This window comes from Burkholderia mycopellens (assembly GCF_964265025.1).
Lineage (GTDB): Bacteria > Pseudomonadota > Gammaproteobacteria > Burkholderiales > Burkholderiaceae > Burkholderia.
Genome location: NZ_OZ183803.1, coordinates 358,419 through 372,460, shown reverse-complemented (window position 1 = coordinate 372,460; position 14,042 = coordinate 358,419). Strand labels below are relative to the sequence as shown.

Here is a 14,042-nt window from a genome sequence, read left to right as displayed (position 1 = left end):
GCTCACAAATACAGGCGGCGCGCGCCGATCACTTCGGCTTGACGACGTCGAGCTGCTTGCCCGAGCTGCCGATCACATCCTTCTTCCAGCGCTCGATCCACACCGGCTTCTTCGCCATCACCTGGGTCCAGTCGACCGGGATCAGCTTCACGCCCGAGATCGCCTTCTTGACCGCTTCGCCGTTCTTGCCGGCCAGCGGCACGTCCGTGCGGCCCGGGATGCCATACATGTCCGGCACCTTCGACTGCACTTCCGTCGACATCAGGTAGTCGATCAGCTTCTTGCCGGCGTCCTGGTTCGGGCCGCTCTTGATCAGGCCGATGCCGTACGGGAGCTGGAACGTGGTCGGCTGGTCGCCTTCCTTTGCGGCCAGGAAGATCGGCTTGACGGACAGCGCGCCGTGCTCGGCATCGTCGAGGTCCATCTGCAGGTCGCCGTTCGCGACGCTGATTTCGTTACGCGACAGCAGCACGTTCAGATAGCCCGTGCCCTTCGTGTGGAACTTCACGCTCTGCGACAGCTTCCCGAGGTAGTCGAACGCCTTGTCTTCGCCCATCAGCGACGTCGTCAGGATCAGCACGGCCATCCCGTCGCCGGCCGTGGCCGGGTTCGAGTACGCGACCTTGCCGGCGTAGGCCGGCGACAACAGGTCGGCGAACGTCTTCGGCTGGTTCTTCACGACGTCCGGGTTGATCGCGAACGAGAAGTAGTTGTTCACGAACGTCGCCCACGTACCGTCTTCAGCCTTCGCGATGGCCGGCACGTTCTTGTAGTTCACGCTCTGGTACGGCTGCAGCAGGCCCATCTGGCCAGCTTGCTGAATGAACGGCGGCAGCGTGACGATCACGTCGGCCTTCGGGGAATTCTTCTCGATGTTCGCGCGGTTGACGACTTCGCCGCTGCCCGCCGTCACGATGTTGACCTTGACGCCTTCCTTCTTCTCGAAGGCCGGCAGCACATCGCGATAGAGGTTCTCGAGACCGTCTGCCGTATACAGCACGACCGCGCTCGCCGCGTGCGCGGGCAGCGCGGCGCCCATCAGACCGGCGACGCTGGCGGCCAGCGCCAGCTTGCGGAACGCGCCGGCAGCGGCGCGCGAGGGTTTCTGCTGTGTCATCTCACTTCTCCGTAGGCGGAACACCAAATGGCCGGGGCACGATCCGGCTCTCCTGTTATCTCCGGGCAGGGCCGATCGACGGCCTGCCTCGCCGCCGTGCTGAGGTTAGGTTTCGCACGGCAAGCGAAGGATCACAGCGTTCGATGACAAAGCCGTGACGAATGCCACAATTTCCAAAAAATGACACATTTTGCCAATATCATGCAAGTCCATGAAGAAATGCCGCCCGGCGTTTCTTCCGTCCTTTGCAAGGGAAAACCATGTCCGATCCGATTCTTCTCACGCCCGGCCCGCTCACCACGTCCGCCACAACCCGCCACGCAATGCAACACGACTGGGGCTCGTGGGATGCCGCTTTCAATCAGCTGACGGCCAGCGTCTGCGCGGACCTCGTCGCGATCGCGCACGGCGGCGCCGAGTACGTGTGCGTCCCGATGCAAGGTAGCGGCACGTTCTCGGTCGAAGCCGCGCTCGGCACGCTGGTGCCGCGCGACGGCGTCGTGCTGGTGCCCGACAACGGCGCGTACTGCGCGCGCATCCTGAAGATTCTCGGCCGGCTCGGGATCGAAGCGATCGCGTTGCCGTTCGGCGAGGACGCCGCCGTCGATCCGGCCGCGATCGAAGCCGCATTCGCGCGCGAGCCGCGCATCACGCACGTCGCGCAGGTGCACCTGGAGACGAGCGCCGGCATCCTGAACCCGCTCGACGACATCGCCGCCGTGTGCCGGCGCCACGGCAAGCGGCTGATCGTCGACGCAATGAGCTCGTTCGGCGCGCTGCCGATCAGGCTGGCGGGCAGCGGCATCGATGCGTTGATCTCGGCGAGCGGCAAATGCCTCGAAGGCGTGCCGGGGATGGGGTTCGCGATCGTGCGGCGCGATGCGCTCGACGCGAGCGAAGGCAATTCCCCGTCGCTCGCGCTCGATCTCCACGATCAGTACGCGTACCTGAGCAAGACGGGCCAGTGGCGCTTCACACCGCCGACGCACGTGATCGCCGCGCTGCGCGCCGCGCTCGACCAGTATCTCGCCGAAGGCGGCCAGCCGGCACGCGGCGCGCGCTATGCGGACAACTGCCGGACGCTGGTCGAATCGATGCACGCGCTCGGCTTCACGCCGTTCCTCGACGCGAGCGTGCAGGCGCCGGTGATCGTCACGTTCCACGCGCCCGACCACCCGGCCTACGATTTCCGCCGCTTCTACGACGCGGTGCGCGACGCGGGCTTCATCCTGTATCCGGGCAAGCTCACGCAGCTCGAGACGTTCCGCGTCGGCTGCATCGGCGCGATCGACTCGAACGATATCCGCCGTGCGGTCGCCGCGATCGCGCGGGCGGTCGAATCGCTCGGCATCGCGGTGCAGCGCGCATAAGCGCTGTACTACGCCAGCCGGCCCACCCGCCGGCGCGCGCAAGCAAAAAAGCCCGGCAGCCTTGCGGCTGCCGGGCTAACGCACCGGATGTGCGTGGAGTCGGGGCTTACAGCTCGATTCGCTTGATGTCGCCGACGACGAAGATGTAAGACGCCGCACCGATCAGCGCGATCACGCCGATGAACACGAGCGCGCCGACGAACGAACCGGTCGACGCGACGATGAAGCCGACCACGAGCGGCGTGATGATCCCGGCAAGGTTCGCCGCGAAGTTGAAGATGCCGCCCGTGACGCCGAGCAGGCCGTCCGGCGCGATGTCGGACACGAGCGTCCAGCCGAGTGCGGCCATCCCCTGCGCGAAGAACGCGACCGACATGATCGCGATCACGGCCTCGTTGCTCTGCACGTAGTTCGCGAGAATGATCGTCGATGCAAGCAACAGGCCCGCGATGATCGGCAGCTTGCGCGCGAGGTTCGCGGACTTGCCGCGACGCAGCAGCCAGTCGGAGAAGATCCCGCCGAACATCACGCCGACCGATGCGGCGATGAACGGCATCACCGCGAAGAAACCGATCTTCAGCCAGCCCATGTGGCGCTCGGTGGCGAGGTAGGTCGGGAACCAGGTCAGGAAAAACACGAGTGTCGAGTTGCCGGCGAACTGGCCGAGGCAGATACCCGCGAGCTGGCGCTTCTTCAGCAGCTTTCCGGCCATCGACCAGCTGAATGCCTTGCGCTCGCCCTTGACGCCTTTGTCACCGTCCTTGCGCACGCCGTGCACCAGGCCACCGCCCGCCTCGATATAGGCCAGCTCCGCCGAATTCGCGCCCGGATGGTTGCGCGGCTCGTGATAGAACTTCCACCAGACCAGACCGAACACGATCCCGACCGCACCGACGACCCAGAACAGCGAGCGCCAGCCGAACGCCCCCATCAGCGCGAACAGCACCGGGCTGAAGAACGCGAGGCCGATGTACTCGCCGACGGTGTAGGTACCCGTCGCCATCGCGCGCTCGCTCTGCGGGAACCACGTCGCGACGACGCGGCTGTTGGTCGGGAAGCACGGCGCCTCCGTGACGCCGAGGCCGAGACGGCACGCGAGCAGCGTCGCGACGCCGGGCACGAAACCTTGCAGGAACGTGCAAAGCGACCACAGCGTCATCGACCAGTAGTAGGTGATCTTGCTGCCGAAGCGGTCGAGGAACAGGCCGCCGGGCACCTGCATCGCGACGTACGTCCACGAGAACGCGGAGAACATGATGCCCATCACGGCCGCGTTGATGCCGAGCTCCTTGGTGAGCTGCGGCGCAGCCACCCCCAGCACGGTACGGTCGAGATAGTTGATCATCGTGCCGATCGCGAGCAGCGCGAGAATCTTGTAGCGCGCCGAGGTGCGCCGGACGGTGCCGGCCGCCTGCGCCGGCGCGGCGCTCGTATGGGTGGTGTGCTGCATGGTCGTCTCCTTGTCTCTCTTTCTTGGGGGGTCAGCGCGCGACGAGCGACTGAAAGTGATCGAACATCCGCTCGGCGTCAGGCGTGCGTCCGGTGAAGATCTCGAACGCGTCGACCGCCTGGTAGACGGCCATCCCGCCGCCCGGCAGCGTGGCGCAGCCGGCCGCGCGCGCGGCGTGGATCAGTTCGGTTTCGAGCGGGAAATACACGATGTCGGCCACCCACATGCCCGCGTGCAGCAGCTCGGCCGGCAGCGGCAGGCCCGGATGCTTGGCCATGCCGGTCGGCGTCGCGTGGATCAGGCCCGTCGCGGCGCGCATCGCGTCCGCGAGATCACCGCCTGGCGCGACCCGTGCCGCGGGGAAGCGCTGCTGCAGTTCGGCCGCGAGCGCGACGGCGCGCGCGCCGTCGACGTCGAAAATCGTCAGTGCGGCCGCGCCCATCTGCAACGCCGCATGCGCCACGGCCGCGCCCGCACCGCCCGCGCCGAGCTGGACGACGCGTTCGAGCGACGCGCCGGGCAGCCCGCGGCGGAACGATTTCGCGAAGCCCGACCAGTCGGTGTTGTGACCGATCCGCTTGCCGTCCTTGAACAGCACGGTATTCACCGCGCCGAGCGCACGCGCATCGTCCGACAGCGCGTCGAGGTGCTCGATCACGCGCTGCTTGCACGGGTGCGTGATGTTCAGGCCGTTGTAGCCCATCCGCTGCGCGGCATCGAGCAATTGCGGCAGTGCGTCGACGGTCACGCCGAGCGCGTCGAGATCGATGCGCCGGTAGACATAGCCGAACCCCTGGCGAAATCCTTCTTCCTCGTGCATCGCGGGCGACAGCGAGCCGCCGATGCCCTGGCCGATCAGGCCGATCAGAAACGACGGGCGGCTCATCGTGCGGCCCCCTGCGCGAACAGCGTCGCAAAACGCTGCAGCGCGAATACGTAGCCTTCGGTGCCACAGCCGCAGATCACGGCTTCGGCAATCGCCGACACGTAGGAATGGTGACGGAACGCCTCGCGGCGATGCACGTTCGAGATGTGCACTTCGATCACCGGCTTCGCGATCGCGGAAAGCGCATCGGCCAGCGCCACCGACGTATGCGTATAGGCAGCCGGGTTGATCACGATGCCGTGCGTGTCGTGACGCGCGGCATGCAGCCAGTCGATCAGCTGGTGCTCGGCGTTCGACTGGCGGAAGTCGATTTCCAGCCCGAGCGCCTCTCCCGCCGTGCGGCAGCGCTGCTCGAGATCGGCGAGCGTTTCCGCGCCGTAGATATGGGGCTCGCGCGTGCCCAGCAGATTCAGGTTCGGGCCGTTCAGCACCAGCACCTTGTGCTTGCTCATGGTGATTCTGCTCCTTAAACAGGGGCAGACCGCGACCGGCACCGCCCCGAAAACCATCGGAATTTGGCGCTAGTGTGCGCCCGCGAATCCGGGCTGTCTTTTCGGGTTTTCGCTAATTTGTACCAACTAGTTAGTTTGTACAATACGTATCACTAGCCTAGTAAATTCGGGATATGGCGTTCGCCGGGAATTCAACGACTGGTTCACTCAGGGCCGGTTCGACCGGCGCCATGCCCCGCTCATCCGCAGGATTCGCCCATGCAGCGCTCAATTGCCACCGTGTCACTGTCCGGCACGCTCGCCGAGAAACTCGCCGCCATCCAGGCCGCGGGCTTCGACGGCGTCGAAATCTTCGAAAACGACCTCGTCTACTTCGATGGATCGCCGGCCGACGTCCGGCGCATGGCCGCCGATCTCGGCCTCGACATCGTGCTGTTCCAGCCGTTTCGCGACTTCGAGGGCGTGAGCGCGGCCCAGCTCGCCCGCAACCTCGACCGGATCAAGCGCAAGTTCGACGTGATGCATGCGCTCGGCACCGACCGCATCCTGGTGTGCAGCAACGTGTCGGCCGACACGATCGCGGACGACGGGCTGCTCGTCGACCAACTCGGCGCGCTCGCCGAAGCCGCGCGGCAGGCCGGCGTGGTCGCCGCGTACGAAGCGCTCGCGTGGGGCCGCGTCGTGAAGCGGTACGGCCATGCGTGGAAACTCGTGAATGCCGTGAACAACCCGCACCTCGGCCTTGCGCTCGACAGCTTCCATACGCTGTCGCTCGACGATTCGCCGGACGCGATCGCCGACATCCCCGGCGACCGGATCGCGTTCGTGCAGATCGCCGATGCACCGAAGCTCGCGATGGACGTGCTCGAATGGAGCCGCCATTACCGCTCGTTCCCGGGCCAGGGCGACTTCGACCTCGCCCGCTTCACCGCGCGCGTGATCGAGTCGGGCTATACGGGGCCGCTGTCGCTCGAGATCTTCAACGACGGCTTCCGCGCGGCGCCGACCGCGATCACGGCCGCCGACGGCCATCGTTCGCTGCTCTATCTGGAAGAGCTGACGCGCGAACGGCTCGCTCGGGACGGCCGCGCGCCGGCCGCCAGCCAGCCGCTGTTCGCGCCGCCGGCGCCGCCCGCGCACGTCGGGTTCCAGTTCATCGAATTCGCGGTCGACGCGCAGGCGGCGGCGACCGTCGGCGAATGGCTCGGCCGGATGCGCTTCCGGCTCGCGGGCCGCCATCGCTCGAAGGACGTGACGCTGTTCCAGCACGGCGCCGCGTCGATCGTGCTGAACGCCGAGCGCGACTCGTTCGCCGATGCGTTCTTCCAGCAGCACGGGTTGTCACTGTGCGCATCGGCATTTCGCGTCGACGATGCGAAAGTGGCGTTCGAACGCGCGGCCGGCTTCGGCTATGCGCCGTTCTCCGGCCGTGTCGGGCCGAACGAGCGCGTGCTGCCGAGCGTGCAGGCGCCGGACGGCAGCCTCGAGTACTTCGTCGACGAAGCGCCGAACGCGCCGACGCTATACGAATCGGACTTCGTGCTGACCGACATCGACGGCCCGAGCGAAGTCGGCCCGCTGACCGGTATCGACCACGTGTGCCTCGCGTTGCCGGCCGACGCGCTCGATACGTGGATCCTGTTCTTCAAGACGGCATTCGGCTTCGAGGCCGAGCGCAGCTGGCTCGTGCCCGATCCGTACGGGCTGGTGCGCAGCCGCGCGGTGCGCAGCGCCGACGGTTCGGTGCGGATCGCGCTGAACGCGTCGGTCGACCGGCACACGGCGGTTGCCGAATCGCTCGACCGCTACCACGGCACGGGGCTGAACCACGTCGCGTTCCGCACGGACGACATCGTGAAGACGATCGCCGCGTTCGCGGCCGACGGCGTGCCGTTCCTGCGCATTCCGCCGAACTACTACGACGATCTCGCCGCGCGCTACGCACTGCCGGACGAGCTGATCGACACGCTGAGCGCGCACCACCTGCTGTACGACCGCGACGAGCACGGCGGCGAATTCCTGCACGCGTACACGGAACTGGTCGACAACCGCTTCTCGCTCGAGATCGTCGAGCGGCGCGGCAGATACGACGGCTACGGCGCGGCGAACGCGGCCGTGCGGCTCGCCGCCCAGGCACAGCGCAGGAAATAAGGGAAGGAAGCTGACAAGGATTTTGAGGCTGCTTCAAAGGGCCGCATCCCGCGCGCACCATCGTGGTGAATCGCGGGATCGCGCACCCGCCCGCGCGGCGGGCCGCGATCCTGCCGGAAACCGCCTTCCCTGTGGCGTTACATCCGGTAACCCGTACCGCAGCGCAGCATCCCGTCGCCCGCCATGGTTTTAAGAATCGCTTAAGTCTTCGACGGCACCATCCGCAACCAGTACCCGATGGTTATCTCGAAAAGGAGGAAAGCGATGAGCGCCGTAGAAGCACCCGCGGGCCGCCAGGCCGCGCCCCCTGCAAAGAAGACGATGCTGCGCCGCCTGCTCAGCCATCATGAAATCGCGACGCTGCTCGTGCTGCTGCACGCACCGATCGGCGCGAACGCCAAACCCGAACTGCCGGCGCTGCAGGAAGCCGGTCTCGTCGAGATGGTCAAGCTCGACGCCGATACGGCACCCAGCTTCCGGCTGACCGAAGACGGCACCGCCGTCCTGAAAGGGCTCGGCTACCGCTGAGCCGCCGTTCTCCCCCCTTTCCCGTTTTCCCGCATCACCCCGATCCCAGCGACTCGCCGGCCCTTTCGGCGTGTCGCATCACCCTGCCCGCTCCTGCAGCATCAACCGGTATTCCGTCGGCGTCACGCCGACCGTCGCCTTGAACTGACGCGTGAAGGCGCTGTGATCCGTGTAGCCGCATAGCGCGGCGACGTCGGTCACCTTGTCGTGCGTGACGAGCAGCGCGGTGGCCGCGTCGAGCCGTGCCTTCAGCAGCACCTGACGCGGCGTCAGGTGGAACACCTTATGGAAATAGCGCTCGAGCTGCGCGACCGACATCCCGGCCATCTGCGCGAGGTGCTTCAGGTTCAGCGGTTGCACGTAGTGATCCTGGATGTGCTGGACCACGTCGGCGAGCCGGCTGTACGCCGGGTGCGATCCCTCGTGGGCCTTCAGGTCGCGCGAGATGCCCGCGAGGCCGACCACCCTGCCCGCGGCGTCGCGCAGCGGCTCCTTGCAGGTCAGGCACCAGCCCGGCTGGCGCCCCGGATACAGGTGCAGCTCGAGCTGATCCATCAATTGCTGGCCGGCGTTGATCGTCGCCATGTCCTGCTCGAAATAGCTGCGGCCGAAGCGGCGCGGAAACACTTCGTCGGCCGTCTTGCCGAGCAGGTCGCGCTTGTCCTTGTAGCCGCAGCGCATCGCCAGCGTGCGATTCACGATCGCATAGCGGCCGCTCGCATCCTTCACGAAGAACGCGACGTCCGGCAGCGCATCGAACACCGGTTCGAGCAGGCGGAAGTGCACGAGCATCGCGCCGAAATCGGCGTTGTCGGGCTGGTAGCGCAACGTTTCGGACAGGCTCATGGGCGGTACGGCAAGCAAGGTCGTCATCCCGGCAACCGCGAAGCGAGTGGCAGATGGCGTCGATTATAGGAGCGCCCCTTCGATCGTGTCGCGCCGATCGCAAAGGCGGGCAAGTTGGCGGCAGCCGTCGCATCGCGCCGCCGACCGGCCGGCATCGTCACGCGACATGCGATGTTCGTTGCATGCGCAACCACTGTGCCGAGTATGCGGCGGCCGGCCGAGAATCCGCTTGCGTCAACGTGGCAACCATGCGTGCGCCGGTGCCGACATGCCGCGCGCGTACCGGCGCACGCGCATACCGCACCGCACGCCCGAACTCGGCAGCATAAAAATGTGGACGTGCAGCGTCTTGGCGCGTTTGCGCATTCGGCATGACGATTTCGGCATATATCAGGGTTATCGACGATATGCCGATATCGTCGCCGGCTGCGCATCGAACGCGCAAGACGCACGCATTTTCGCTATCTAGACTTCGCTTCACGGTCACGAGACGACCTCACGCCGCGGCAGCAATCGGCATGCATGGCCTGCGGCATCGGCCGTCATGTGCGCCGATTCCGGCACAGCCCGGGCAGCACGCGGCAAGCACGCAACGGCCCTCGCATCGGCCTGCCGACCGAACCGTCTCGCCCGGTTTACCGGCGCCGGCCCGCCAGCCGGCGGCGGCCCAACCACGCCATCAAGGGGAAGTGAAAGTGAAGCTGAAGGTATCGTACGTCGCGCTGGCCGCTGCCTGCGCACTGTCGGGCGCGCACGCCATTGCCGCCGACGTCGTCAAGATCGGTTTCGCCGCACCGCTGACCGGCCCGCAGTCGAACTACGGCACGGACATGCAGAAGGGCGTGCAGCTCGCGATCGCCGATTTCAACGCGACGCATCCGACGATCGGCGGCAAGCCCGTCACGTTCCAGCTCGACTCGCAGGACGACCAGGCCGACCCGCGCACGGGCACGACCGTCGCGCAGCGGCTGATCGACGACAACGTCCGCGGGATCATCGGGCACTTCAACTCGGGTACGAGCATTCCCGCGTCCGACCTGTACGATCGCGCGGGGCTGCCGCAGATCTCGATGGCGACGTCGCCGCAATACACCGCACGCGGCTACAAGACGACCTACCGGCTGCTGACGAGCGACGCGCAGGCGGGCCGCATCGTCGGCACGTATGCGGTGAAGACGCTGCACTTCAAGCGCATCGCGATCATCGACGACCGCACGGCCTATGGCCAGGGCATCGCCGACGAATTCGCGAAGGCCGTCGAAGCGGCAGGCGGCACGATCATCAAGCGCGACTTCACGAACGACAAGGCGCTCGATTTCTCCGCAATCCTGACCAACCTCAAGGGGATGAACCCGGACGCGATCTTCTACGGCGGCGGCGACGCACAATCGTCGCCGATGATCCGCAAGATGCGCCAGCTCGGGATGAAGTCGGCGTTCGTGACGGGCGAGATGTCACGTTCGCCGACGTTCCTGAAGGTCGGCGGCGACGCGGCCGAAGGCGCGATCGTCTACATGGGCGGGCTGCCGAAGGAAAAGATGCCCGGCTTTGCCGGCTACGCGGCACGCTACAAGGCGCGCTTCAACGAAGACGTGATCACCTACTCGCCGTACTCGTATGACGGCACGATCGCGCTGCTCACCGCGATGAAGGACGCGAACTCGACCGATCCGAAGGTGTACACGCCGTATCTCGGCAAGGTGTCGGTCAAGGGCGTGTCGGCCCCCAGCATCGCGTACGACACGAAGGGCGACCTGAAGGATGCGCCGGTGACGATCTACAAGGTCGAGCGCGGTGCGTTCAAGCCGGTCGATACGATCGCCGGCAACTGATACGCGAAACCCTGCCCCGCGCGGCGCGTCAGCGGCTCACCGGTCGCCCGCGCCGCGCGCGCTTCGGCTTCGCGGTCCGAAGCGTTCCTCGGCGCGCACCCGCGCGCGTGCATTTCGCGCTCCTGTAGAATCCCCCCACCCGCTTTGACGCTTCGTCTGCGCCGCGCCCCATCCCGGTGCGGCGGTGCGTGTTTCGTGCCTCACCCGGCACGCGGCACGCTTCGACGATGCCAGCCGCGCCTTGTCAGTCCATGCCGATAGCGGGCCCTGGAGACGCAGCACCGACAACAACATTCGAAAACCGATCGTCCTGACCATGCAAGCTTCCGAATTGAGCGGCGTGCCTCGCGCCGCTGAACGCGCGCTCACGCGCAGCGATTACAAGACCCTTGGCCTTGCCGCACTCGGCGGCGCCCTCGAGTTCTACGACTTCATCATCTTCGTGTTCTTCGCGCCGGCGATTGGGCAACTGTTCTTCCCGCACGACATTCCCGACTGGCTGCGCCAGTTGCAGACGTTCGGCATCTTCGCGGCCGGCTATCTCGCGCGCCCGCTCGGCGGCGTGATCATGGCGCACTTCGGCGACCTGTTCGGCCGCAAGCGGATGTTCACGCTGAGCGTGCTGATGATGTCCGTGCCGACGCTGCTGATGGGCCTGCTGCCGACCTACGACACGATCGGCATCCTCGCGCCGGTGTTGCTGCTGCTGTTCCGCGTGCTGCAGGGCGCGGCAGTGGGCGGCGAAGTGCCGGGCGCGTGGGTGTTCGTGTCCGAGCACGTGCCGTCGCGTCACATCGGCTACGCATGCGGCACGCTGACCGCGGGGCTGACCGCCGGCATCCTGCTCGGCTCGCTCGTCGCCGCCGGCATCAACAGCCGCTACTCGACCGCCGAAGTCGGCGCGTTCGCGTGGCGCATCCCGTTCCTGCTCGGCGGCGTGTTCGGCCTGTTCTCCGTGTACCTGCGCCGCTGGCTGCATGAGACGCCGGTGTTCGCCGAGATGAAGGCGAAGAAGGCACTCGCGGCCGAGATTCCGCTGAAAGCCGTGCTGCGCGACCATGGCCGCGCGGTGATCGTGTCGATGCTGCTCACGTGGATGCTGTCGGCCGCGATCGTCGTCGTGATCCTGATGACGCCCGCGCTGCTGCAGAAGCAGTTCCACCTGACGCCCGCGACCACGCTGTTCGCGAACAGCGTCGCGACGCTGTGCCTGACGGCCGGCTGCATCACCGCGGGTTCGCTCGCAGGCTGGATCGGCGCGAAGCGCGTGCTCGGTATCGGGGGCATCGGGCTGGCCGCGTGCTACTACCTGCTGTTCGCGCAGGTCGCGGCCGACGCGTCGACGCTGCCGCTCTACTACGGGATCGCGGGCTTCATGGTCGGCACGATCGGCGCGGTGCCGTTCGTGATGGTCAAGAGCTTCCCGGCCGTCGTGCGCTTCTCGGGCATCTCGTTCTCGTACAACGTCGCGTATGCGATCTTCGGCGGCCTCACGCCGGTGATCGTGTCGCTGATGATGAAGTCGAATCCGCTCGCGCCGGTCGTGTATGTCGCGGCGATCTGCGTGCTCGGCGCGATCGCCGTGCAGTTCTCGAAGGATGCGAAGGACGTGAAGGACGCACGCTGAACGTCGGCGCGCACGCGCCGGCCGGATGAACGAAGGGCCGGACCCGCCGCGTGCGGGTTCGGCCCTTTTGCCTGCTTTCAGCGCAACCGCGCGGATCGGCTCAATTCAGCGCAGCACGCCGTACGACGAACTCGGCCGGCGCAGCGCGTCGATGCTCGCGCCGCCGGCGCCGGTGACAAACAGCAGCAGGAAACCGCCGGCGATCGCGACGTTTTTCCAGAAGTGAATCACCATGTCGTGCTGGACGGCGGCGTTCGTCGCGTCCCAGAAATTGTGCCCGACCATCGCGGTCGCGATCGTGTAGACCGCCATCAGCAACGCGAGCGGCCGTACCTTGTAGCCGACGATCAGCAGCAGGCCGCCCAGCCCTTCGATCGCGACGACGATCGGCGCGACGACCTGTTGATAGGGCACGTTCATCCCGTGCAGATACGCGACGAAGTCGCTGTAGCCGAGCAGCTTCATGATGCCGCCCCACAAGAACAACGCCGCCAGCGCCAGGCGCGCGAAAAAAATGACGCCGGAATCGACGGTACGCGTCATGCCTCTCTCCTCGTATGCAATTCGGCCGGCCGCACGGATCGCGCCCGTAAAGCTCAGGGGCGCGCGGCCCTGCTGGGCCTGCGGCAAATGGGCCAGCATAGAGGGTCTTTCCGCGGTGTCCAAGAAAAAGGTTGTAGCAAATCTTTACACTGCCGCGGCGGCACCGGCAGCCCGGCGCGCTGAAAAACGCGTTTAGCCCGCGTCGCTCAACAACACGCCCTTCTTGAAGATGAAGCAGCCGTAGCCGCGCAGCTCGCCGGTGACGATCACCGCGTAGGCCTGCTGCGCGCGCTCGTAGAACGCGAACCGGTCGACGCCCGTCAGCGGCACCGCGCGCTCTTCCGCGCGGTCGATCTCGGCCTGCACCTCGCGCTGCACGGGCGGCACGGCCGCCGCATCGCCGACGACTTCCATCCGCCACGCGGGCGTGTCGACGAACGTGTCGAGCGGCAGCACGGACAGCACCGCGCGCACGACGCGCGCCGAATCGGCGCCGTCGATCCGCAACGCGCGGCCGACCACCGTGTGCTCCGCGACGGATTCCGCCGGGAAATTCGCGTCGCAGATCGCGATTTCGTCACCGTGGCCCATCGCGCGCAGCGTGTGCAGGATGTCGGCGTGCAGCAGCGGGTCGAGATTCTTCAGCATGTCGGCTTGTCTCCGGGATCAGGAACGAATGCGTAACGTTACCCGATCCCGGCGGCCGCCGCGCATGCGTCGCTCGCGTCACGACGCCGCGGCCGGCATTTCGTCGATGAAACCGGTGACCGACGCGAGGCGGCCCGACGCGTCGACGGTGCCGAAGTCCGAGCCCTTCACGATCGCCGCGCCGTCGGGCGACACGAGCGCCCACGAGAACCGCAGGTGCTGGCCGAACCCGTCGACGTCGGTCGTGCGGCGGAAGCGGAACGCGGGGAAGCGCGCCTGTACGGCCTCGATCATCGCGTCGATGCCGGCGTGGCCGTCACCGGACATCAGCGGATCGCGATAGGCTGCATCGCTCGCGTAGGTCGCATCGATCAGCGCGCGGCGGCGCGCGACGTCGGGTTCGTTCCAGGCGTCGATGTAGCGGTCGATCAGGTCGGCGTGAACGGACGAAGCGGATTGGGCGGTGTTCATGGCGAAGCTCCTTGTGTCGATGAGAGGACGATGTCGCGAACGTGGCGTGTTCCGTGTTCGCGTGCCGTCATCGTCGCCGGCCTCGCGCGGGCGGTCGATTACGTACGAGGTAAGGAATTCG

General features: G+C 66.7%; 13 protein-coding genes. 5 read left to right on the top strand and 8 right to left on the bottom strand.

Annotated elements, in window-relative coordinates; all coding sequences use genetic code 11:
* Window positions 1–28: 28 nt before the first annotated feature.
* Window positions 29–1,117, bottom strand: coding sequence for a 2-aminoethylphosphonate ABC transporter substrate-binding protein (gene phnS / locus ACPTTC_RS20020; protein WP_423393609.1), 1,089 nt, complete (start codon window positions 1,115–1,117; stop codon window positions 29–31).
* 260 nt (window positions 1,118–1,377) lie between these two features.
* Here phnS and ACPTTC_RS20015 point away from each other — a divergent pair, with 260 nt between their 5' ends.
* Entirely contained in the window at window positions 1,378–2,487 is a 1,110-nt protein-coding gene (locus ACPTTC_RS20015) for a 2-aminoethylphosphonate--pyruvate transaminase (RefSeq protein WP_423393608.1), read from the top strand.
* Window positions 2,488–2,593: 106 nt separating this feature from the next.
* Here ACPTTC_RS20015 and ACPTTC_RS20010 read toward each other — a convergent pair whose 3' ends face one another.
* The 3 genes from ACPTTC_RS20010 to aroQ are packed head-to-tail and all read right to left on the bottom strand — an operon-like array spanning window position 2,594 to window position 5,275.
* Complete coding sequence (locus ACPTTC_RS20010) at window positions 2,594–3,937, bottom strand: MFS transporter (RefSeq protein ID WP_226197492.1); 1,344 nt, start codon at window positions 3,935–3,937, stop codon at window positions 2,594–2,596.
* A gap of 31 nt (window positions 3,938–3,968) precedes the next feature.
* On the bottom strand, window positions 3,969–4,823 hold the full coding sequence (locus ACPTTC_RS20005) for a shikimate dehydrogenase (protein ID WP_423393607.1): 855 nt from the start codon (window positions 4,821–4,823) through the stop codon (window positions 3,969–3,971).
* Window positions 4,820–5,275 carry a type II 3-dehydroquinate dehydratase gene (aroQ, locus tag ACPTTC_RS20000; protein ID WP_175965002.1) on the bottom strand — a complete coding sequence of 152 codons (456 nt, stop codon included), beginning with the start codon at window positions 5,273–5,275 and terminating at the stop codon, window positions 4,820–4,822. Before aroQ ends, ACPTTC_RS20005 begins: the two co-directional genes overlap by 4 nt.
* Before the next feature lie 258 nt (window positions 5,276–5,533).
* Here aroQ and ACPTTC_RS19995 point away from each other — a divergent pair, with 258 nt between their 5' ends.
* Window positions 5,534–7,426: a bifunctional sugar phosphate isomerase/epimerase/4-hydroxyphenylpyruvate dioxygenase family protein gene (locus ACPTTC_RS19995; RefSeq protein ID WP_423393606.1), complete on the top strand. Its 1,893-nt coding sequence runs from the start codon at window positions 5,534–5,536 to the stop codon at window positions 7,424–7,426.
* A gap of 264 nt (window positions 7,427–7,690) precedes the next feature.
* Window positions 7,691–7,954: a hypothetical protein gene (locus ACPTTC_RS19990; RefSeq protein WP_174933418.1), complete on the top strand. Its 264-nt coding sequence runs from the start codon at window positions 7,691–7,693 to the stop codon at window positions 7,952–7,954.
* Between the two features lie 78 nt (window positions 7,955–8,032).
* On the opposite strand, the gene ACPTTC_RS19985 is transcribed toward ACPTTC_RS19990, so the two are convergent.
* Entirely contained in the window at window positions 8,033–8,827 is a 795-nt protein-coding gene (locus ACPTTC_RS19985) for an AraC family transcriptional regulator (RefSeq protein ID WP_175952512.1), read from the bottom strand.
* 668 nt (window positions 8,828–9,495) lie between these two features.
* On the opposite strand from ACPTTC_RS19985, the gene ACPTTC_RS19980 reads away from it, so the two are divergent.
* Together ACPTTC_RS19980 and ACPTTC_RS19975 are read left to right on the top strand one after the other, a co-directional pair.
* The gene (locus ACPTTC_RS19980) at window positions 9,496–10,632 is read left to right on the top strand and encodes a branched-chain amino acid ABC transporter substrate-binding protein (RefSeq protein ID WP_423393605.1); all 1,137 of its coding nucleotides are present in this window, start codon (window positions 9,496–9,498) and stop codon (window positions 10,630–10,632) included.
* A 316-nt stretch (window positions 10,633–10,948) separates the two neighbouring features.
* On the top strand, window positions 10,949–12,259 hold the full coding sequence (locus ACPTTC_RS19975) for an MFS transporter (protein WP_060224768.1): 1,311 nt from the start codon (window positions 10,949–10,951) through the stop codon (window positions 12,257–12,259).
* 105 nt (window positions 12,260–12,364) lie between these two features.
* Here the strand turns inward: ACPTTC_RS19975 and ACPTTC_RS19970 are convergent, their stop codons facing one another.
* The 3 genes from ACPTTC_RS19970 to ACPTTC_RS19960 form a co-directional block, all read right to left on the bottom strand.
* Window positions 12,365–12,802, bottom strand: coding sequence for a DoxX family protein (locus tag ACPTTC_RS19970; RefSeq protein ID WP_006491342.1), 438 nt, complete (start codon window positions 12,800–12,802; stop codon window positions 12,365–12,367).
* A 192-nt stretch (window positions 12,803–12,994) separates the two neighbouring features.
* Complete coding sequence (locus ACPTTC_RS19965) at window positions 12,995–13,450, bottom strand: RbsD/FucU family protein (RefSeq protein ID WP_423393604.1); 456 nt, start codon at window positions 13,448–13,450, stop codon at window positions 12,995–12,997.
* 78 nt (window positions 13,451–13,528) lie between these two features.
* Complete coding sequence (locus ACPTTC_RS19960; RefSeq protein ID WP_226197486.1) at window positions 13,529–13,921, bottom strand: nuclear transport factor 2 family protein; 393 nt, start codon at window positions 13,919–13,921, stop codon at window positions 13,529–13,531.
* Window positions 13,922–14,042 lie beyond the last annotated feature (121 nt).

Coding starts and splice junctions, on each gene's coding strand:
- phnS (WP_423393609.1), bottom strand. CDS start 1,117: ATGACACAGCAGAAACCCTCGCGCGCCGCTGCCGGCGCGTTCCGCAAG.
- ACPTTC_RS19965 (WP_423393604.1), bottom strand. CDS start 13,450: ATGCTGAAGAATCTCGACCCGCTGCTGCACGCCGACATCCTGCACACG.
- ACPTTC_RS19960 (WP_226197486.1), bottom strand. CDS start 13,921: ATGAACACCGCCCAATCCGCTTCGTCCGTTCACGCCGACCTGATCGAC.
- ACPTTC_RS19975 (WP_060224768.1), top strand. CDS start 10,949: ATGCAAGCTTCCGAATTGAGCGGCGTGCCTCGCGCCGCTGAACGCGCG.
- ACPTTC_RS20010 (WP_226197492.1), bottom strand. CDS start 3,937: ATGCAGCACACCACCCATACGAGCGCCGCGCCGGCGCAGGCGGCCGGC.
- ACPTTC_RS19985 (WP_175952512.1), bottom strand. CDS start 8,827: ATGACGACCTTGCTTGCCGTACCGCCCATGAGCCTGTCCGAAACGTTG.
- ACPTTC_RS19970 (WP_006491342.1), bottom strand. CDS start 12,802: ATGACGCGTACCGTCGATTCCGGCGTCATTTTTTTCGCGCGCCTGGCG.
- ACPTTC_RS20005 (WP_423393607.1), bottom strand. CDS start 4,823: ATGAGCCGCCCGTCGTTTCTGATCGGCCTGATCGGCCAGGGCATCGGC.
- aroQ (WP_175965002.1), bottom strand. CDS start 5,275: ATGAGCAAGCACAAGGTGCTGGTGCTGAACGGCCCGAACCTGAATCTG.
- ACPTTC_RS20015 (WP_423393608.1), top strand. CDS start 1,378: ATGTCCGATCCGATTCTTCTCACGCCCGGCCCGCTCACCACGTCCGCC.
- ACPTTC_RS19990 (WP_174933418.1), top strand. CDS start 7,691: ATGAGCGCCGTAGAAGCACCCGCGGGCCGCCAGGCCGCGCCCCCTGCA.
- ACPTTC_RS19995 (WP_423393606.1), top strand. CDS start 5,534: ATGCAGCGCTCAATTGCCACCGTGTCACTGTCCGGCACGCTCGCCGAG.